This is a genomic window from Tabrizicola sp. T74, from assembly GCF_057219935.1.
The window spans coordinates 1-18,039 of sequence record NZ_JBXVVT010000005.1; the positions used below are offsets into that span (position 1 = coordinate 1).

General features: G+C 62.6%; 17 protein-coding genes and 1 pseudogene. 7 read left to right on the forward strand and 11 right to left on the reverse strand.

All coding sequences use genetic code 11. From position 1 onward, the window contains the following. Positions 1–99 (forward strand): annotated as a pseudogene (locus AC2EAL_RS14690) (IS5/IS1182 family transposase); the annotation flags it as partial. Between the two features lie 159 nt (positions 100–258). On the opposite strand, the gene AC2EAL_RS14695 reads toward AC2EAL_RS14690, so the two are convergent. The 3 genes from AC2EAL_RS14695 to AC2EAL_RS14705 form a co-directional block, all read right to left on the reverse strand. Further along, positions 259–456: a helix-turn-helix transcriptional regulator gene (locus tag AC2EAL_RS14695; protein WP_484724985.1), complete on the reverse strand. Its 198-nt coding sequence runs from the start codon at positions 454–456 to the stop codon at positions 259–261. 102 nt (positions 457–558) lie between these two features. Further along, complete coding sequence (locus tag AC2EAL_RS14700; RefSeq protein ID WP_484724986.1) at positions 559–1,602, reverse strand: hypothetical protein; 1,044 nt, start codon at positions 1,600–1,602, stop codon at positions 559–561. Positions 1,603–1,620: 18 nt separating this feature from the next. Continuing rightward, on the reverse strand, positions 1,621–2,700 hold the full coding sequence (locus AC2EAL_RS14705) for a tyrosine-type recombinase/integrase (protein WP_484724987.1): 1,080 nt from the start codon (positions 2,698–2,700) through the stop codon (positions 1,621–1,623). 516 nt (positions 2,701–3,216) lie between these two features. On the opposite strand from AC2EAL_RS14705, the gene AC2EAL_RS14710 reads away from it, so the two are divergent. The 5 genes from AC2EAL_RS14710 to AC2EAL_RS14730 all read left to right on the forward strand — a co-directional run bounded on the left by AC2EAL_RS14710 (position 3,217) and on the right by AC2EAL_RS14730 (position 8,616). Beyond that, the gene (locus AC2EAL_RS14710) at positions 3,217–3,927 is read left to right on the forward strand and encodes a GntR family transcriptional regulator (RefSeq protein ID WP_484724988.1); all 711 of its coding nucleotides are present in this window, start codon (positions 3,217–3,219) and stop codon (positions 3,925–3,927) included. Between the two features lie 73 nt (positions 3,928–4,000). After that, positions 4,001–5,569, forward strand: a complete 1,569-nt coding sequence (locus tag AC2EAL_RS14715; RefSeq protein WP_484724989.1) for a putative N-acetylmannosamine-6-phosphate 2-epimerase — start codon at positions 4,001–4,003, stop codon at positions 5,567–5,569. Continuing rightward, positions 5,566–6,870: an ABC transporter substrate-binding protein gene (locus tag AC2EAL_RS14720; protein ID WP_484724990.1), complete on the forward strand. Its 1,305-nt coding sequence runs from the start codon at positions 5,566–5,568 to the stop codon at positions 6,868–6,870. The genes AC2EAL_RS14715 and AC2EAL_RS14720 overlap by 4 nt, the downstream gene beginning before the upstream one ends. Before the next feature lie 52 nt (positions 6,871–6,922). Further along, a complete protein-coding gene (locus AC2EAL_RS14725; RefSeq protein ID WP_484724991.1) occupies positions 6,923–7,789 on the forward strand; it encodes a carbohydrate ABC transporter permease in 867 nt (288 codons plus the stop codon). After that, positions 7,786–8,616 carry a carbohydrate ABC transporter permease gene (locus tag AC2EAL_RS14730; RefSeq protein ID WP_484724992.1) on the forward strand — a complete coding sequence of 277 codons (831 nt, stop codon included), beginning with the start codon at positions 7,786–7,788 and terminating at the stop codon, positions 8,614–8,616. The genes AC2EAL_RS14725 and AC2EAL_RS14730 overlap by 4 nt, the downstream gene beginning before the upstream one ends. Before the next feature lie 430 nt (positions 8,617–9,046). Here the strand turns inward: AC2EAL_RS14730 and AC2EAL_RS14735 are convergent, their stop codons facing one another. Together AC2EAL_RS14735 and AC2EAL_RS14740 are read right to left on the reverse strand one after the other, a co-directional pair. Further along, positions 9,047–9,817: a phosphatase PAP2 family protein gene (locus AC2EAL_RS14735; protein WP_484724993.1), complete on the reverse strand. Its 771-nt coding sequence runs from the start codon at positions 9,815–9,817 to the stop codon at positions 9,047–9,049. Positions 9,818–9,863: 46 nt separating this feature from the next. Continuing rightward, entirely contained in the window at positions 9,864–10,208 is a 345-nt protein-coding gene (locus AC2EAL_RS14740; RefSeq protein WP_484724994.1) for a phosphatase PAP2 family protein, read from the reverse strand. Here AC2EAL_RS14740 and AC2EAL_RS14745 point away from each other — a divergent pair. Beyond that, positions 10,200–11,564, forward strand: a complete 1,365-nt coding sequence (locus tag AC2EAL_RS14745) for a LytTR family DNA-binding domain-containing protein (protein ID WP_484724995.1) — start codon at positions 10,200–10,202, stop codon at positions 11,562–11,564. The genes AC2EAL_RS14740 and AC2EAL_RS14745 overlap by 9 nt on opposite strands. A 117-nt stretch (positions 11,565–11,681) precedes the next feature. Here the strand turns inward: AC2EAL_RS14745 and AC2EAL_RS14750 are convergent, their stop codons facing one another. From AC2EAL_RS14750 to AC2EAL_RS14775, 6 genes are all read right to left on the reverse strand, one after another. Further along, positions 11,682–12,812 carry an ABC transporter ATP-binding protein gene (locus AC2EAL_RS14750; RefSeq protein ID WP_484724996.1) on the reverse strand — a complete coding sequence of 377 codons (1,131 nt, stop codon included), beginning with the start codon at positions 12,810–12,812 and terminating at the stop codon, positions 11,682–11,684. 7 nt (positions 12,813–12,819) lie between these two features. After that, positions 12,820–13,749 (reverse strand): ABC transporter permease subunit, encoded by a 930-nt coding sequence (locus tag AC2EAL_RS14755; RefSeq protein ID WP_484724997.1) that lies wholly within the window; start codon positions 13,747–13,749, stop codon positions 12,820–12,822. A gap of 10 nt (positions 13,750–13,759) precedes the next feature. Next, the gene (locus tag AC2EAL_RS14760; RefSeq protein ID WP_484724998.1) at positions 13,760–14,641 is read right to left on the reverse strand and encodes an ABC transporter permease subunit; all 882 of its coding nucleotides are present in this window, start codon (positions 14,639–14,641) and stop codon (positions 13,760–13,762) included. A gap of 57 nt (positions 14,642–14,698) precedes the next feature. Then, on the reverse strand, positions 14,699–16,024 hold the full coding sequence (locus AC2EAL_RS14765; RefSeq protein WP_484724999.1) for an extracellular solute-binding protein: 1,326 nt from the start codon (positions 16,022–16,024) through the stop codon (positions 14,699–14,701). Positions 16,025–16,212: 188 nt separating this feature from the next. Then, positions 16,213–17,016 (reverse strand): phosphodiesterase, encoded by an 804-nt coding sequence (locus AC2EAL_RS14770; protein WP_484725000.1) that lies wholly within the window; start codon positions 17,014–17,016, stop codon positions 16,213–16,215. Beyond that, positions 17,013–17,828 (reverse strand): sugar phosphate isomerase/epimerase family protein, encoded by an 816-nt coding sequence (locus AC2EAL_RS14775; protein WP_484725001.1) that lies wholly within the window; start codon positions 17,826–17,828, stop codon positions 17,013–17,015. Before AC2EAL_RS14775 ends, AC2EAL_RS14770 begins: the two co-directional genes overlap by 4 nt. Between the last annotated feature and the right edge of the window lie 211 nt (positions 17,829–18,039).

Genomic DNA, 18,039 nt, shown 5'->3' on the forward strand with positions numbered 1-18,039 from the left:
CTGAAGGACTGGCGACGTGTTGCTACCCGATACGACAGGTGCCACAAGGTCTTCCTCTCCGCCGTCGCTCTCGCTGCAACTGTCATGTTCTGGCTATGAAGCAAGAACGAGTCCTGACCCTAGGGTAGCACCTGCCAGTCTTCAGGTTGTGATGATGCAGAAGGCGGCTCAGTACCACGATCGCCACCGGGGAAACCAGCTTCTCCTCGATTGCCTTTTGCTCGGCTGCTCTCTTGAGGTCCATTTTCACGGGCGCCATCACTTGCCACCTTCGCGTGCACAAGCCTCGATCCAGTCCTCAATGTCTTTGACGCGATACCGGACTGACCGGCCGAACCGTACCACCCGAGGTCCAACGCCGCGTGATGCGACGACCTCCAGAAAACGCTTTTTGACGCCAAAGCGCTCTTCCACTTCCGTTCTACTGAGCAGTCGCTCCGAGTTATCCTGGGCCATGCGTGCCTCCGTGTTCATGGTTGTGGCGCAGTGATGCCACGCGTTGGCCGGGGAGGCTTTGAACACAATTGACGAAAATGGACTTAAATGGGTGCGCTGAACTCAGTTCATCTCATCGCCGTTGGGAACAAGCTTGCCCATCTTCCGGGCAATGCGACGAACCCTTGCTTTTCGGCTGTTGCCTTGAATAGCGCGTCCCCACTTATCGACCACTTGCTGTGCTGCTTGGGTTTTCTTGGAAGCGTAACCAGATACCAGAAGCTGCTCTGCCTCCCTGACAAACCTAAGATCAAGAGCGTTGAGCGATTTTCGTCCACGCCCGTTGGCCTTCAGTGGCGCGTTCGTTTTCAGAAGGCTGGGAGCAAAAATCCGAAGCTGCGCCGCATCGAAAAACAGCCAGTTATGCTGATCCATGTATTGAGGTCGGTGTCTAAATCCGGCATCGACTTCGTCTTCTTCGTACCCAAACCCACTCAGATAGGTGCTCCGATCGACAGAGTAGTCGCCACTGCCATCGAAGCCAGAGCCCGTGGCAATCAGCGCATAGCTGCCGGTGTGTGTTGGGCGAAACCCAACCCACCTCCCGGCCATGTGTGTCTCCCGGATGGCCCGATAAAGAACTTGCCGACATCCCATCTGCGCGAGATGGATCGGCTTGAGGACTGCGTCGATCCCGCTCTGGGCGAGGAACTCACGTTCATGAATGGGCAGAGACGGTGCCAGAAACGCGCCGCGATGCACCGCGTGAGCAGGTTCCAGAGTTCGATCGTGGACAAGGTCCATCTCGTGATCTGACCAACGGGCAAAGATCGCCGTCAGTGCGGCTAAATGGGCCGAGGCAATCTCGCCGAAGACGTCTTCTGCGTCCGGCATACAGAAGCTGACAAGCCCTTGGCGCCACGCCACCTCACTCTTCTCGACTAAGCGCGCCGGCTGCCCTTCAGGACAAATGACCGCCAGGACCTCTGGAATGCGAGAAAGGTCGATACCTTGAGTTGAACTCTTGAACGAACTGTACTCCTCAACGATGTCGGCGACGAACCCAAAGGAGTTTAGGCGCTGCTGTTGCACATCCCGATCGACTCCGCCGAGCAGCTGCTCCAGCATCTCTGCGGACAGTATGTCGTTTTCCGGATCGTCAGGCATGTACGCGGTCCAAGATAGTCAGCGGAGCGCCCCCCGCGTGATCAATTCCTGAATGACAGTCTGCATCGCGGGCCTGAGCGCGTCGAGAGAAGGCTTGGTGTAGCGCTGTCCGGTAATGGACTTCGGTGTGTGGTTCAACAACCGCCCAACGATCTCCTCGAGAACCCCTGCTTCCATTGCGACAGTTGCGAAGGTCCTGCGATGCGCATGCGGGCTCCAACGAAGGCGCACTGGTCGCCCGATGTATCCCGTCTCGGACTTGTTCGAAGGGAAGACCCACTTCTTGTTGAGGCCGCGGACAGGCTCAAGGATCTCGAGATGCCTAGGAACGATGGGCAAGTCGAAGGCCCTCCCGTTCTTCGTCATCGGGAGATAGATGCGGTCGTCGTGAACGTGCTTCCACTCCAGCGTGAAGGCCTCCGTCTTGCGGAGCCCCGTCGCAAGGATGAACTCGTAGAACACCTGGTGGATCGGATTGGGCAGGGCATCGATGGTCCTGCGCCAGGCCTTGAGGTCCTCGATCACGTCGCCGTTCGGCTGCTCCTCGAACCACTCGATGGCCATGGTCGGGCTTTCTGGTAGGTCATGGGTGCGCCGAGCATGATTCCAGACTGTCCGGACATACTTGAGAAGGTGGTTGGCGCCTGAGGGGGTCGCAGCAAGCGAGCGGTGCCGCTCGACCACCATGGCCCTCGTGATCTCGGTCAGCGGTAGCTTCAGCCAGTCCTTTAAATGCAAACCGAACTGCTGTCGCAGAAGGTTCTTGTGCACGTCCGATCTGAGCTTCGGCCTAGCGAGATAGGCGTCCAGCGCCTTGCCCAAAGTCGGCGCACCGATCTGGATCGACTTGCCGGCCCCCCTGCCCCATTCCAGCATGAACTCCAGCGCCGTTTCCCGGGCCGCCGCAGCAGAGATTGCCGGGTAGCGCCCGATCATCACGCGTCGGGTTTGGCCACCCACGTCCTTCTGGAAATACCAGGTCTTCGAGGCCTTCCCGACGAACAGAACCAGGCCCTTGATCTCAGGGTCCCAGTGCTTCGTGGTACCCTCTTTTGCGAGTGGAAGCTTGCTGACAAAGGTCTCTGTGAGCTTGCGCATTTTGTCGGCCTTTTGTAGGTAACGCCACGCTACAGGGCGCAACTCCACGCGACAAGATGCAAGATAAAAATGAACTAGATGAAACTATTAGTGGTTCTATGCTACTCCATGCAACTCAACACACTTGCTTGGAAGGCTAAGGTCTTACCATTACACAACGCCCGCGCTGTCTTTGGTAGGTAAGCGGAGCCGAACGGCTCGTCAAGGCGGGACACGAAGCGGTCGCAGGTGGTTTCCTGCAGACAAGTTCGCGATAACCACAAAGGTCAACCTCTGACCACGCGACCGCTAAGGCAGGAGTGTAGACAGTTCCTCATCCGGTATCGCTCGACTGCGGGTCAGGAAGCCGCGACTTGGTCACGATGACCTTCTTCCACATCAGTTCGATGGGTTGGCTTGCGAAGTCAGTACCAACTTGACCGGTGGAGAGTGGCATTCTAACTGGTAGCTACCAAATTGCAGGTGGTTCGATCCGTGCCCGACACATCAACACTCGTCAATCACTTGCGGACGGTCATGTCCACGTCTCCGGCCGACAAGCCGATCTACCAGAGGCTCGCGGATGCCCTCATTGAAGCAATGGCAGTCACGGAAGCTGCCGGGGGGCAGGTCTTGCCCAGCGAGCGTCGTCTGGCAGCAGAACTGGGGATCAGTCGCGTCACTGTGCGTCGGGGCCTTGAACTGATTGCCCGGGAAGGTCGCGTACGGCGCCAGCAGGGGTCGCAGACGCGCGTGGCCGACCGCGTTCAAAAGGCGCTTTCCGCAGTCACGGGCTTTTCCGAGGAGTTGATCGCACGCGGCAACGTGCCTGGCCATCGTTGGATTTCGCGTCAGACCGTTTTGCCAACGCCCACCGAAGCCATGTCTTTGGGCCTTTCCACCAACGATCGGGTGGTCCGGCTAGTCAGGGTCCGCACTGCAGATGGACGTCCGCTTGCGATCGAAAGAGCGACAGTTCCACAGGCCATCCTGCCGTCGGGAGATCTGGTCGAAGATTCCTTGTACGACACGCTTCGCGCCCGGGGCTGTGGCCCGGTTCAGGGAACACAGCGCATCCGGGCAGGCGTGATGACAGAGATCGAAGCGGAGTTCCTTGAGGCGGAAGCCGGGGCGCCGCTTCTGATCATCGAACGGCGGTGCTGCCTGGCGGATGGGCGCGCGGTTGAATTTACCGAAACCCGCTACAATGGCGCACTGTATGAATTCCTGACGGATATCCACCGCTAAACGGTGCATACCAGTCGAATTCAAGTTGCATACCAGTGGCTGAATTCACAGGCTTGCCGAAGCGGAGGGAATCATGCCTGGTCTTCTGGACAAGTTGCGCGGAGGGCTTGTTGTTTCTTGTCAGCCTGTCCCGGGCGGGCCAATGGATCGCCCCGACATCGTTGCGGCCTTTGCTCTAGCAGCGCTTTCGGGCGGGGCGCGCGGCCTGCGCATCGAGGGCGTCGAGAACCTGCGTGCCGTCCGTCGGTTGACGCAGGCGCCAGTGATCGGTCTGATCAAGCGCGACTTGCCGGGCTCACCGGTTCGGATCACCCCGTTACTTGAAGATGTCGCAGCGCTTGCCGCGGCCGGTGCCGACATCATCGCCTTCGACGCAACCGATTTTCAGCGTCCGGTGCCGCGCGCCGATCTTGTGGCAGCGATCCATGCAGCGGGACGGCTCGCCATGGCCGACTGCGCCTTTCCCGAAGACGGGGTGGCAGCGCGGGCGTTGGGCGTTGAGGTCCTGGGCTCGACCATGTCGGGGTATACTGGCGGGCCGGTGCCGGACACACCCGACCTGCACCTCGTATCGGCCTTGCGCCGGACTGGCGGTTTCGTTGTCGCCGAGGGGCGGTATCACAGCCCGGCACTGGCGGCGCAGGCATTGGCTGCGGGGGCGGATGCGGTGGTCGCGGGATCGGCCATCACCCGGACCGAGCATGTGACCGGCTGGTTCGTCGCGGCCATGGCCGAGGCGCAGGCAGTACCGGCAGCCGCTGCCACCGAGAAACGCACGCTGGCGGTGGACCTCGGCGGCACCAAGCTTCTTGTTGCGCTGGTCGAGGGCACCACGGTGCTTGACCGGATCGAGGCTGCGACCGACCGTGAGGCGGGGCCAAGGTCCTGGGTGGCGCAGATGGCAGACCTGGCCCGACGCTGGGACGGCCAGTTCGACAGGGCGGGCATCACCGTGACCGGGCTGATCAAGGACAACCATTGGCGCGCACTGAACCCAGGCACGCTGGCCTTCGAAGGCCGTTTCCCGTTGCAGGATGAGGCTCAGGCCGCCCTTGGCGTACCCGTGGTTCTGGCCAATGACGCGCAGGCTGCGGCCTGGGGCGAGTACGCCCATGGTGCGGGCCAGGGCAAGGACATCGTCTTTCTGACGGTGTCTACCGGTGTTGGCGGCGGTGTCGTGGCGGATGGGCGTCTTCTGCAGGGTCGGGGCGGCGTCGCGGGGCATTTCGGGCAGATCCTGCCCCTGCCCGAAGGCCCCGAGACCCGGTTCGAGGACCAGGCCTCGGGCCGCTGGATCGCGACCGAAGGCGCGCGGCTTGGACTTGCACCCGATGCGCGCGCCGTCTTTGCCGCCGCGGCCGCGGGGAATGCCGAGGCCGATGCGGTGATCGAGACCTCGGCCGCCCGCGTGGCGCGGCTCTGTCACGATCTGCAACTGATGTTCGACCCGCGCTATACCGTGATCGGCGGTGGCGTCGGGTTGGCTTCCGGCTACATTGACCGTGTGGCCCGGGCGGTGGCGCATTTCCAGCCCCTGGTGCGCCCGACACTTGTTCCCGCGGCGTTGGGCAGGGATGCCGGCGTCATCGGGATTGCCGATCTCGCAAAACGAAAACAACCAAACAGAGAGGAGACCCCATGACCTGCAAGACAATACTCCGCGCCGGGACAGCGGCGCTGGCACTTCTGGCCGGGACGGTGGCAGAGGCCGAAGTCACCGTTCTGGGCTGGCCCGGCGGCCCCGAGGAAGCCGCGTTGCGTGCCGTGACCGAGATCTACAACGCCAAGGCCGACGTCGCCGAGGAGAACAAGGTCGAGCTTCTGTTCACCTCGCGCGATGGCTTCTTCGACAAGCTGCAGGTGGACCTTGCGGCAGGCAGCACGGCCTTCGACGTGAACCTGATCGCGACCTACTCGATCGGCCGCTATGCGCCCTTCATGGAACCCATCACTCTTTCGGATCAGGCAGGCGCGGTGTTCGGCGACACTGTCCTGAAGACCATGCAGTTCGATGGCCAACAGTACGGTGTGCCGACCGACCTGTCGCTGCATTTCCTTTACTTCCGCCAGGACCTGATCGACGCCCTTCTGGCCGATGACGCGGCCAAGGCGAAGTATGCCGAAATCAGCCAGCAGCACCTCGGCAAGGCGATGGAGCCGAAGGCGCCGGCAGAATGGACCTGGGAGGATTTCGTCGCCAACGCGCTCTACTTCAGCCAGTCGGTCAACCCCGACAGCCCGACGCGCTATGGCACGGTGATCCAGGCCAAGAACCTTCTGTTCAACATGATGGTCTTCCATTCCTGGCCGCGTAGCTACGGCGGCAACTGGATGGATGATGCCGGGAACATCACCGTTGACAGCGAAGCCTTCCGCACCGCGCTGTCCCAGGCGAAATTGCTGTTCGACCTGGGTGCCACCCCGCCCGACTCGACCAGCTATGAATATGCCGAGGCCAACGCGGCCTACGCGTCGGGCCAGGTCGCGGCGATGGTGCAATGGAACGCGGCAGCCAGCGAGTTGACGGCGGCCCAGGCCGCTACCGGCACCACGGCGCCGCCCGCAGGACCGGACGGCAAGTTCACCCACATCCACGGCCTTGGCCTTGGCCTGAACAAGGCGGCCGAGAACAAGGAAGGGGCGATTGCCTTCCTGCAGTGGCTCTCGACCGAGGAAGCCGCGCTCGCCTATGCCAAGGCGGGCGGTGCACCGGGCCTTGCGGCGGAAACGGCGGCCAAGCTGGCGGCAGACCGGCCCGATCTGGTGCAGGTCGGCGAATACGCTTCGACCTACGGCTTCGTTATGAACGGCGGCACGTCGGAAAAGGCGCTGTCGGTCTACGAGGCCCAGGCGAAAGAGTTCACCGGCTTCTGGGCCGGGACGCAGGACTTGGACACGGCGCTGAAGAACACCACGGCGGCGATGACCGATCTCTTGAAGTGACAGAAGCGGGTGCGGGCGGCATGATCGCCCGCATCCACCCTTGGGAGAGAGAATGACGCCCCGCCGGTCCACCGAAAACGCCATCCTTGCAGCGCCGATCGTGCTGTTCCTGCTGGCGATCCTTGGGTTCCCGACCGTGCTGAGCCTGGTTTACGGCTTTTCGGAAACCTCGTTCGAGACGCTGACAAGCCCTCAATTCTCTGGGCTGACAAACTTCCGCGATGTGCTGGCCGATCCGACGTTCTGGCAGGCGGCGTGGTTTTCGCTGCGCTTCGGGGTGATTACAGCTGTCCTGCAATGCGCAATTGGGCTCGCGCTTGCCATCTACCTTGCGCCTCTGGTCCGCCAGCATGGCTGGACAGTCGCCGTCCTGATCATCCCGATGATCGTGGCTCCGGCGATGATGGGGCTGATGTACCGGTTGGTCCTGCATGAATTCGCAGGCCCCCTGCCCTACTATCTGTACCAGTGGTTTGGCTGGTCCCCGTCGTTCCTTGGCCCAGCCAATGTCTTTGCGACCGTGGTCCTGGCAGAAACCCTGCAGTGGACTCCTTTCGCCTTCCTGCTGTTCCTGACCGCCTACCAGGCGATCCCCGAAGATATCCGCGAGGCGGCGGCGGTTGACGGCGCCAGACCCTGGCTGAGGTTCCGCAAGATCGAACTGCCGCTGATGATGCCGACCCTCTACGTCGCGCTCTTCGTCCGCTTCATCGACGGGTTCCGCGTCTTCGACAACATCTACACTCTGGTCGGCGCCGGGCCGGGCGGCGCGACGACGTCAATGTCGATCTACATCTACGAAAGCTTCCTGCGACGGGGCGAGATCGGCAAGGCGATGGCGGCGGCGATCCTTCTGTTCCTGACGGCCTTCCTCATGCTGGCTGTCGCCCAGCGACTGACCCGAAAGGCCACGACATGAGGCCTCCCCGCCTGACCCTGCGCTGGATCGTCTTCGTCCTGGCGGCCTTCGTGATGAACTTTCCGGTCCTTGCCACGCTGGTCACGGCCTTCAAGTCCCCCGCCGAAGTCAATCGCAACCCCTCGCTTTGGATCGAGGCTCCGACGCTGGAGAACTTTGCGACAGTCCTGACCGTCAGCGACCGGCTGAATGTCTATCACTACCTCTGGAACTCGACCGTCGCGGCGCTGATCGGAGCGGTGCTGCCGATGATCGTGGCCTTTCCGATCGCCTGGGCCATGGTGCGGCGCAATATTGGCCGAGGCGTGCTGTTCCCGCTGGTCGTGAACCTGCGGGCACTGCCGCTGATCATCTTTGCCATACCATTGTACATGATGTTCTCGGTCGCGGGGCTTTTGGACACCCGGCTTGGATTGGGGCTGATCCTGGCGGTGGTGAACCTGCCGCTTGCCCTGATGCTTCTGGTGAACGCCGTGGCCGACATCCCGGCCGAGATCGAAGAGGCCGCTTACGTGGACGGCGCCCGCCTGCCGCGGCTTCTTTTCAAGGTCGTGCTGCCGCTGTGTCGGCCTGCGCTGATAACGACCTTCGTCTTCGGTTTCATCACCGCCTGGAACGAGTTCCTGTTCGGCCTCATGCTGACCACGCGGGATGCGGTGCCGATGACCGTCGGGGCTTCGTTCTTCTTCGCGACGTCGGGCGGCGGCGTGCAATGGGCGGCGGCAGCCGCTGTCATGATCGTCGCCGCCTTGCCGCCGTTGGTTCTGGGGTTGGTGATGTATCGCCGCATTACCGGCTCAATGGTCACCGGGGCGGTCAAGGGGTAGGCAAGACGCAACTGCGCATCGAGAAGTCGAGAGAGCATTTCGTAAAGGACGCGATAGCTTCGCGGAGATCCTTCAGGTGAAGGGCGCGCGAAGTGACCAGCCCGCGGCCAATGACCCGAATCCTGGCATGGTCCTTCAAAGCTACGAGGTCCAAGCCAAACAGTGCGCGCCAGCGATCCGTTCCCAATGAGGCGGCCATATGACCAGCGCCGGACATTCACCAACGCGCCGCCAATTGGCCCACAACTGCCTAACCAACCTTGGGCAGTTGTGACCAGGTGGCAAAGATGGCGACCGGACAGCGGCTGGTGGCCCAGGAGCGGGCGCTGGAGCACCGGGAGCGGCAAGTTACAGCTTAGTCGCCGCTGAAAAGGGGCTGATCGCCATCAAAGAGAAAGGAAGTGGCCCAATAGGCCACGGCGTGTGTTCTTCAGGACGGTTTTGCCCGAACCGCGGCTGGTTTCCGTTTCGGCCGAAGCGGTCTGTGCGACAAGGGACGCAGAAGGAACGACAGCGACAAAGCAAGGAGAAGGGTGAACAGCACCGCAAAGACGGTGTCCGACAAGTAGTGTCGACCAGCAGCAACGCGCTGCAAGGCGACCGCAAGCGGCAGGCACGCGGCAGCCGCCAGCAGCAGGATCGATATCCCGTTGCTCAGCCTGGGCTTCAAGTGAAGGCGAAGGAGCAGGAGGGTCACTGCCGTCACCGTAGCACCTGAGACTTCTCCCGAAACAAAGGAACAGTTCCGCGCACAGACATCGACCAGGACATTCGGCGGGCTGAAGGGCAGCGATCCACCGAAGTCGGCAATATGCGCCGGTCGTGCCCGACCCCAGAGCGGCTTCGTCAGCATCTCGACCATAAGACCTGGGCCAAGAACGTAGAGAGCCACGATATAGCCCCAGGCTCGGGTTGGCAGGATGATCTGATGACCGGCCATTCCGAAGGCAGCGCCGAGGGCGGCACCAAGGCAAAGCACGATTGCACCGTACCAGATGGCCATGCGCAGCGCTTCGGTCACCGGATTGCCGTCGATGACAAAGCCGGTCACCGGAGCAAAGAAGGCTTCTGAAACGCGCAGGTCGAGTTCCGGCCAGATCGCAAAGACTGCGAAGCTGAGAAGAATGGACCCAAGGACCCGTGACGTCTGGCGTTCAATTGCATCGCTGCGAAAGCTGGGAACGGCATCGGTTGCGCCCATGCTATTGCTCGCCAAGACAGAGGCAGAGGACGGCCGCATATCCAGATCAGACATGACGGCCCCGGACCCGCCTGATCCAGCGGCCCAGACCGCGCAAGCCGCGCAGGGGAAGACAGGCAATCGCCCAGCCCCAGATGGCGCCAGCCATGGTCTGCCAAAGGCTATGGCGCCCGGATTCGATCCTTGAGCCACCGGTAAACGCCGCGGCCGCAACCGCAGCTGCGTTTGTGACCGGATGAAGCGGGGCGCAGTGTCTGATCACCTGCACCGCACCAAAGGTCGCCACCGCCGTATGCCCTGATGGAAAGCCCCCGTCTCCGCCATCCGGACGAACACTGATCGGACTATCACCGAACAGCTGCTTCGATCCCTTGACGCCAACTTGCAGCACGGCAAACCGACCGAGACTATCGAGCGTTTTTCCGCCTGTTGCCGCGCAGCCAAGAGCGATCAGTGGCAGAACGACCTGCAATGTGCTTCCGGTCCGCCGGTTGTCTGGGGCGGTAGCCAGAACCGTCAGGACAAGAAGGACGATGATCACTGCGTCGGTACGCCCCGCAAGACGGCGCACCGGTGGCGCAGCCGTCTGCACGGCAGTTCGCAGCGGATTCGTCGGCTTCATCGGTCGGGCACCTGCTTGAACGAGCGCGGTCCTGCGACCGGTCCGACCGGTGCTGCCCTCGTTCGCCTATCCGTGCCAGCCGATCTGCACGAACGAACAGCATCACTGCATGAATGGCTCATGTGGCGGTTTGAAACCGGTCGTTGCTCAGCTAGCTTTCGGAAAACTGAAGCGTGCGAGCAGAATACATTGTCCAGCAGACCGACCACCTCGTTGCTCGATGGCCTTGTTGCGCACATCGATCCCCGCAATTCCTGGACGGGCTACCTGATTGCAGCGGGCGTCGTTCTGTCCGTCGGTCTTGCCCTCAGCGAACCTTCTGCATCCAGTGGGCTTGGCCTGCCTGCACGGCTCATCTTCTGGCTGGCGCATGTCGCTTCGGCATTGGTCCTGTTCGAGTTGGCGCAGATCACACTCGGGCGAATAGCGGTGTTCGAGCGGCTACCGCCCCTGTTGCTGGTATTGGCGGTCGGGTTGGTGGGCGCCACGCTGTTTGCAGTCTTCAATCTTCTGCTTTTGGACCGGATCTCCTTTCTGGTCGGCGATCCAACGGATATTGAACCGATCACTGTTCCCGGTCTGATGCAGGAACTGCGCGACAGCGGTGCCACGTCCGTCCTGTTCTGGGTGCTTCTGAACAGTCCGCGCCTGATCATGATCGCTCGGCAGAATGACGCGGATGCATCGTCAAGCGAGGTTGCCTCGACCGCAGCCGACAGCACCAATCCACAGTCCGGGACAAGCCAGCCGCTGCATGATCTGCTTTCGCGCTTGCCCCGCCGCATCGGGACGGACATCGTCGCGATTTCGGCCGAACTGCACTACCTGCGCGTCTATACGCGCGGCGGAGAGGCCTTGATCCTGATGTCCTTCGGCCGCGCCGTCGACGCGCTTGGCGTGATCCCGGGGCAAGCGGTTCACCGCTCGCATTGGGTTGCGCTGGCGCATGTTGTGACCCTTGAAAGTGACGGCAGTCGGGTGATCTGCCGGCTGGATACGGGGTTGGAACTCCCGGTGAGCCGCACCCAACGTCCAAGCTTGCGTGCCGCCCTCGCAGGACGTGACGAAAGACGGGTGACGGAAGCGGCCGAAAGGATGGCTCTGGGGCCGAATGGCATCAAGTGACCAAGGACCCGTGTTCGCGGATATCTGGCAAACAACGTCCGCCTGCAAAGCCAGACCACGCACCTGGCTTCAGGAGCCGATTGCCAGAGTTGGCGTCCCGGACCGTCTACCGCCCATTCACACTGCAGGGACTGGGTTCCTGCTAACGGCCGGGGTTCTGGCGTTGATGCGTTTCCCGCTGTCGCTGTCGCTGTCGCTGTCGCTGTCGAAAAGATGCGCATGTCGCAGGTCAAGGGCAAGGCCGGTGAACGCGCCTGGAGCCATCTGCGTGCGGGCTTCGGTGATCAGGCTGAACGGAATATCCTCGACCTGAAGGTTCCACAGCCGATTTGCCCCCAGATCCTCGATGATCTCCAGCCGGGCATCGATCATCCCTTGGCCGGGCGCGCGGACCGAGACATGTTCAGGCCGTATTCCCAATTGCACGAACTGGCCGTCTGCCGCCTCGAAATCTGCTGGCAGGCCTATGACCGCTCCGCTTTCAAGGACCACCGCACGACGCGCCGTGCTGTATTGCCCCGGCAGGAAGTTCATCGCGGGGCTGCCGATGAAGCCTGCCACATAGGTCGAGGCGGGGTGGTCATAGATTTCCGCCGGCGTGCCGACCTGTTCGATGGTGCCCTTGTTCATCACCACCAGCCGGTCGGCCAGCGTCATGCCCTCGTGCTGGTCATGGGTCACGAAGACCGAGGTCGCCTTGATCTGGTTGTGGATGCGACGGATCTCGTGGCGCATCTGCACGCGGAGCTTCGCGTCGAGGTTCGACAGCGGCTCGTCGAAGAGGAAGACCTTGGGCGAGCGGATGATGGCGCGGGCCATGGCGACCCGCTGGCGCTGGCCGCCGGACAGCTGGCCGGGCTTGCGGTCAAGGAAGTCAGCAAGACCAACGGACATCGCGGTGTCGGCCACGCGGGCTTGCCGTTCGGCCTTCGGCACCCCCGCCACCTTCAGCGCATAGCCGATGTTCTCGGCCACCGTCATGTGCGGATAAAGCGCGTAGTTTTGGAAGACCATCGCGCAGCCGCGCTCGCGCGGCTCCAGATCGTTCACGACCTGCCCGGCAATGGCGACCTCGCCTGCGGTGATCTCTTCCAGACCGGCGATCAAGCGCAGGAGCGTGGACTTGCCGCAGCCCGAGGGGCCAAGGATCACCACGAACTCGCCGTTGTGGATGTCCAGCGACACCCCCTCCATGATCGTGGTCTTGCCATAGGTCTTGCTGACGTTGCGAATGGCGATCTCGGCCATGGGTGCCTCACTTGTCGGTGTTGATCAGGCCGCGCACGAACCAGCGCTGCATGAAGATGACGATGGCGATGGGGGGCAGCATGACGACCAATGTCGCGGCCATTGCCAGGTGCCAGGTGGGCGTCCCGCCGCCGGTGGTCTGTTGGTCGGGGACAAGGTCGGACAGCTGGACGACGACCATGCCGAAGTTTTCCCGGTCGGTAATCACGAGAAGCGGCCAGAGATATTGGTTCCAGGCATAGACGAACATGATCGTCGCCAAGGCCGCGATGTTGGTCTTTGAGAGTGGGATCAGGATGTCCCACAGGAACCGAAGCGGCCCCGCGCCGTCCATCCGCGCGGCCTCGACCAGTTCATCGGGAATGGTCAGGAAGAACTGGCGATAGAGGAACGTGCCGGTGGCCGTGGCGACCAGGGGCAGGATGAGGCCGGTGTAGGAGTTGAGGAGGTTCCACTCCAGCGTGACTTCGATGCCGGAGAGCGTGTTCAGCAGCCAGGAAATGCCCGTGGCATCCAGGATCGTCTGGAACGGCGACAGCGCGTTGGCGGCGACCGCGTAGGTGGGGACGATGCGGACCTCCAAGGGCAGCATCAGGGTGATGAAGATCGCCCAGAAGATCACCATCCGGCCGCGGAACTGGAAGAACACGAGGGCAAATGCGGTGATGCAGGCCAGCGTGATCTTGCCCACCACGACCCCGATGGCGACGATGAAGGTGTTCACGAACTTCTGCCCGAAGTCCGACTGCGCCCAGGCCTCCTTCAGGTTCGGCCACAGCTGGTCGCCGGGCCAGAACTCCACCGGGGCGGTGTTGACGGCCAGCAGGTCATGCGTGGCCGCGACGAAGGCCAGCCAGATCGGCACCAGGATCAGGACCAGCCCAACGGCCAGGATCAGATGCGTGGCGATGTTCAGGACGGGGGTGCGTTCGATCATGGGTCAGCCCTCAGGTGTAGTGCACGCGCCGCTCGACATAGCGGAACTGGACGAAGGTCAGCGCCATGACGAGGCACATCAGGATGATGGATTGCGCGGCGGCACCCGAGTAGTCGAAACCCCGGAACCCGTCGGAATAGATCTTGTAGACCATCAGGTCCGTGGCCCGGAACGGCCCGCCGCCGGTCAGCGTGTCAACGATGCCGAAACTGTCGGTGAAGCTGTCGGTGATGTTGATGACCAGAAGGAAGAAGAAGGTCGGCGTGAGGAGTGGCAGTTGCAGGTCCATCATCCGGCGCAGGGGGCGCGCACCGTCCATCGCTGCGGCCTCGGTCAGGCTGCGCGGGATGGATTGCAGCGCGGCGAGGAAGAAGATGAAGCTGTAGGCCACCTGCTTCCAGGCCCCGGCGATGACGATGGCGGTGACGGCCTGCCATGGGTATTTCGACAGGTCCCACCAGCCGGGCGACAGCGTGTTGATGAAGCTGAAGATGCCCGCGCCCGGGTTGAAGACGAACTGGAAGGCAAGGCCCACGGCGGGGGCGGCCACGGCATAGGGCCAGATGATCCCGATCCGCCAGGCGCGATAGCCTGCCAGCTGGCGGTCGACGAAGAGCGCCAGCGTCAGGGCCATGCCCATCGCCAGCACCGTGGTCGCCAGTGCGTAGATCACCGAGACCCGGACCGAGCCCCAGTAGTAGGGGTCGCTTAGAACCTTCTTGAAGTTTTCAAACCCGACCCAGGTATTGCCGCCGCCCCAGGGCTGTTCCAGCGTGAAGGCCCAGTAAAGGGCTTGCGCCGAAGGCCAGTAGAAGAAGGTGAAGATCACGAGAAGCTGGGGGGCCAGCAGAAGCGGCACGATCCAGCTGAACTTGAAATGGGCGCGGCGCATGGGACCCCCTTGGAAAAGCTGGGGCGCGACCGGATTGGCCGCGCCCCGATGTTCAGGTCAGGGGAAGGACTTGCCCGCATAGGTCTGGGCAAAGCGGCCCAGGATCTCGTTGCCACGGGCGGCAGCGGTATCCAGCGCCTCTTTCATCGTCTTCTGGCCAGCCAGTGCAGCCTCGACTTCGGCGGTCCATTCGGCACGGATCTGGATCATGCCACCCAGACGGATGCCGCGGGTCAGCGGGCCCGGCTCGGTGTAGGTCAGCGACTTCATCGCGATGTCACGGTTGATGAAGGGCTCTTTCGCGTAGAAGCCTTCGGCCAGCAGTGCATCGTAGGTCGACTTGGTCACCGGGATGTAGCCGGTGTTTTCCAGAAGGAACTGCTGTTCCGGCTTGGTGGCCAGGAAGGCAAGGTAGGACGCCGCGGCCTTGTATTCGTCATCCGTCTTGCCCGACAGAACCCACAGCGAGGCCCCGCCGACGACGGTGTTGTGACGTTCAACCCCTTCGTAGGTCGGGATGATCTGGACGTCCCAGCCAAAGGCCGGCTTCAGCTTGTGGATCGTGTTGTGGTCCGCGATCGACGAGAAGAACACCGCGCATTCGCCCTCGACAAAGCTGTCGCGCGCAGTCTTGCCGGCGGCCTGGGTGCGGATGGTGGCGTAGCCGCCTTCGATCCAGCGCTGGATGTTTTCCATGTGCTTGACGTGCAGCGTGGTGTTGAACAGCAGTTCGGTGTCCAGCCCGTCATAGCCGTTGTTGTTCGACGCGACCGGCACGTTGTGCGCCATCGAGAACTGCTCGAGGTCGATCCAGGACGACGGCGCATAGGCCAGACCGCAGGCAGCGCCCGACTCCTTGACCTTCACGAGGGCGGCTTCCATGCCTTCCCAGGTCAGCGGGGCTTCGGTGATCCCGGCCTTCGCGAAGATGTCCTTGTTGAAGTAGTAGACCGGGGTCGACGAGTTCCAGGGCATCGAGAAGAATTCGCCCTTGGACGACGAATAGTAGTTGGCGATCCCGGGGAAATAGTCGGCCCAGTCGACGGTGACGCCGGTGTCGGCCATCAGCTTCGTGACAGGATAGAACTCGCCCGACAGCATCAGGTCGGCGGTGCCTGCGTCGAAGGACTGCAGCAGCGTCGGGTGCTTTTGCGCCCGGAAAGCGGCGATGGTGTTCTGCACGGCCTTTTCATAGCCGTCCTGGCCGATGCAGACGGCCTCGAACTGATCCTGGGATGCGTTGAAGCGGTTGCAGGTCTCGGCCACGACGGCGCCAAGATCGCCAGTCAGACCGTACCAGTATTCGAACTTGATCTTCTCGGCATGGGCAATGCCTGCGGTGGCGGCGAGCACCAGCGCGGCGGCAGCGAGCTTCTGGGTCATCTTCCCTGTCTCCGTGATTGGGCTGCGTCAGATGCAGCGCCGCGCCCTTATGCGGCGATTCGGTGACGAATTGGCGACAGTAATTTCCACAAAATATATATATTTCAGTATCTTAATCGCAAATTCCAAAGCCGCGCAGAACAGCTGTCCCGCGCGGAAATGACGTCCGGAACTGTTTTCACCCAGGCCTAGTGGAAGAGGCCCGGCGCAAGGGTCAGGTGGCGATCTGAGTGGTCCTGGAAGTGGACTGTCACCCCGTCGTCGGACAAAAGGACCACCGCCATCTGCGCCGGTCCCTCCAGCTGCCGCTGCCGCCCCGGAACGCCCGGCACATGCGGGCTCACCGAGTAATGCGATCCGGCCAGCGTTGTCATCGGAATGCCGCGCCAAACCGCCGTTGTCGGAAGATGGACATGCCCTGCGATCACCTGGCGGACTTCCGGGTGGCGCTGGAGGACCGCAAGATAGTCCTCGGCGTTCTCCAGGATGATCTCGTCCACTGGAAGCGACAGCGGATTGGCGTGATGGTGCTGAACCACGATGACCGGTCGGCCCCGCGCCTCGTCCAGCCGTTCCGCAAGCCAGTTCAGCCGCCCGTCGCAGAGCCGCCCTCCGACGAGACCCGGCTCGGTCGTGTCTAGAAGGATGATCCTGTGGCCCCCCGCATCGACCACGGTCGACACGCGGCCAAGCGGATCGTCGCGCTCGGACCCGAAGACCGACAAGAAGGCCGTCCGGTCGTCGTGGTTGCCAAGCGTGATGTACACGGACATCGGCAGGGCCGCGAGACGGTCACGCAAGTGGTGGTAGGCGCCGATCTCGCCCCGGTCGGCAAGGTCCCCTGCCAGAAGCACAAAAGCCGCATCGGCATGGTCGCGAGTGATGACCTCGATCGCCTCGGCCAAGCGCGCACCAGTGTCGAGACCGTTGACCGGCACTCCGGGCGGGCCAAGGTGCAGATCCGACAGGACCACGAATTTCAGCAGGCTCATTCCGCGACCCCCAGCGCCTTGAGGTAGGCAGCCGAGGGCAGGACGCCTGCCTTGTCGCGCAGTTCCAGGATCAGGCGGGGATTGGCGCCGGTCTGGGCGATGGCGGCAAAGACCGACTGCCAGAGGATCGTGCCATGCCCGATCTGCCAGTGCCGGTCGGCGAAGCCATCGGCGTCCTGCAGGTGGATATGGCCAAGCCGAGACCCGGCGGCGCGGATGTAGAAATCCACCGGCGGTGCCCCGGTCGAGACATGGGCGTAATGCGCGTGCCCCGTGTCGACCGACAGCTCCAGCGCCTGCCAGTCCAGCGCCTCGCACAGCATCGCGCGGTCGCTGGGCTCGATGTCCTCGATGTTCTCTAGGACAAAGGTCACGCCCATGTCGCTGGCCCGTTTCAGCGCCGCACCCAGCGTGTCGCGCGCAGCAGACAGCATCCGGTCGGTGTCGGTAGGGTAGAGGCCGCGATGGTTGTAGCCCCAGGTGGTGAAGGGCGAATGGATGACGACGTGGGTCCCGCGCACCGCCGCGCAGACATCCAGTGCCTGATCCATCCGACGCGCCACGATCCGGCGCACTTCGGGATCGTATGATGCGATGGTAAAGCCCCAGAACGGCCCGTGTATGCCCCGGCGTCCCTGGTGGCCGTCAAGCAAATGGTTCACCTCGGCCGCAAGGCCCGACCAGTCGCTGTCCAGCACTTCGGCATCGACGAAATGCTGCAGTTCAAGATCACGCGGGGCTTCGCGCAGCCAATCGACATGCGAGGCAAGGCTGTTGCGGCACAAAGCTGCGCCCAGGATCGGAAGGGTCATTGGTCGGCATCCCATTTTGGTTTCGGCGGGATGCTGAAGGGTGCAGGCGACAGAACCGTTCCGTTTAGGTGAAAGATTCACGACGGTTCGACGACGGCTGTCGTTGGACAATCCAGAAACTGGTGCGACACGCCCAGTGCTGCGCGCCTTCGTCCTTCTGACAGGTGGTCCGACCGCAGCTGCCGAAGAGACCTCACAAACAGCAAACGGC

Coding starts and splice junctions, on each gene's coding strand:
- AC2EAL_RS14710 (WP_484724988.1), top strand. CDS start 3,217: ATGTCCACGTCTCCGGCCGACAAGCCGATCTACCAGAGGCTCGCGGAT.
- AC2EAL_RS14720 (WP_484724990.1), top strand. CDS start 5,566: ATGACCTGCAAGACAATACTCCGCGCCGGGACAGCGGCGCTGGCACTT.
- AC2EAL_RS14760 (WP_484724998.1), bottom strand. CDS start 14,641: ATGCGCCGCGCCCATTTCAAGTTCAGCTGGATCGTGCCGCTTCTGCTG.
- AC2EAL_RS14700 (WP_484724986.1), bottom strand. CDS start 1,602: ATGCCTGACGATCCGGAAAACGACATACTGTCCGCAGAGATGCTGGAG.
- AC2EAL_RS14715 (WP_484724989.1), top strand. CDS start 4,001: ATGCCTGGTCTTCTGGACAAGTTGCGCGGAGGGCTTGTTGTTTCTTGT.
- AC2EAL_RS14750 (WP_484724996.1), bottom strand. CDS start 12,812: ATGGCCGAGATCGCCATTCGCAACGTCAGCAAGACCTATGGCAAGACC.
- AC2EAL_RS14695 (WP_484724985.1), bottom strand. CDS start 456: ATGGCCCAGGATAACTCGGAGCGACTGCTCAGTAGAACGGAAGTGGAA.
- AC2EAL_RS14765 (WP_484724999.1), bottom strand. CDS start 16,024: ATGACCCAGAAGCTCGCTGCCGCCGCGCTGGTGCTCGCCGCCACCGCA.
- AC2EAL_RS14770 (WP_484725000.1), bottom strand. CDS start 17,016: ATGAGCCTGCTGAAATTCGTGGTCCTGTCGGATCTGCACCTTGGCCCG.
- AC2EAL_RS14725 (WP_484724991.1), top strand. CDS start 6,923: ATGACGCCCCGCCGGTCCACCGAAAACGCCATCCTTGCAGCGCCGATC.
- AC2EAL_RS14775 (WP_484725001.1), bottom strand. CDS start 17,828: ATGACCCTTCCGATCCTGGGCGCAGCTTTGTGCCGCAACAGCCTTGCC.
- AC2EAL_RS14730 (WP_484724992.1), top strand. CDS start 7,786: ATGAGGCCTCCCCGCCTGACCCTGCGCTGGATCGTCTTCGTCCTGGCG.
- AC2EAL_RS14755 (WP_484724997.1), bottom strand. CDS start 13,749: ATGATCGAACGCACCCCCGTCCTGAACATCGCCACGCATCTGATCCTG.
- AC2EAL_RS14735 (WP_484724993.1), bottom strand. CDS start 9,817: ATGGGCGCAACCGATGCCGTTCCCAGCTTTCGCAGCGATGCAATTGAA.
- AC2EAL_RS14705 (WP_484724987.1), bottom strand. CDS start 2,700: ATGCGCAAGCTCACAGAGACCTTTGTCAGCAAGCTTCCACTCGCAAAA.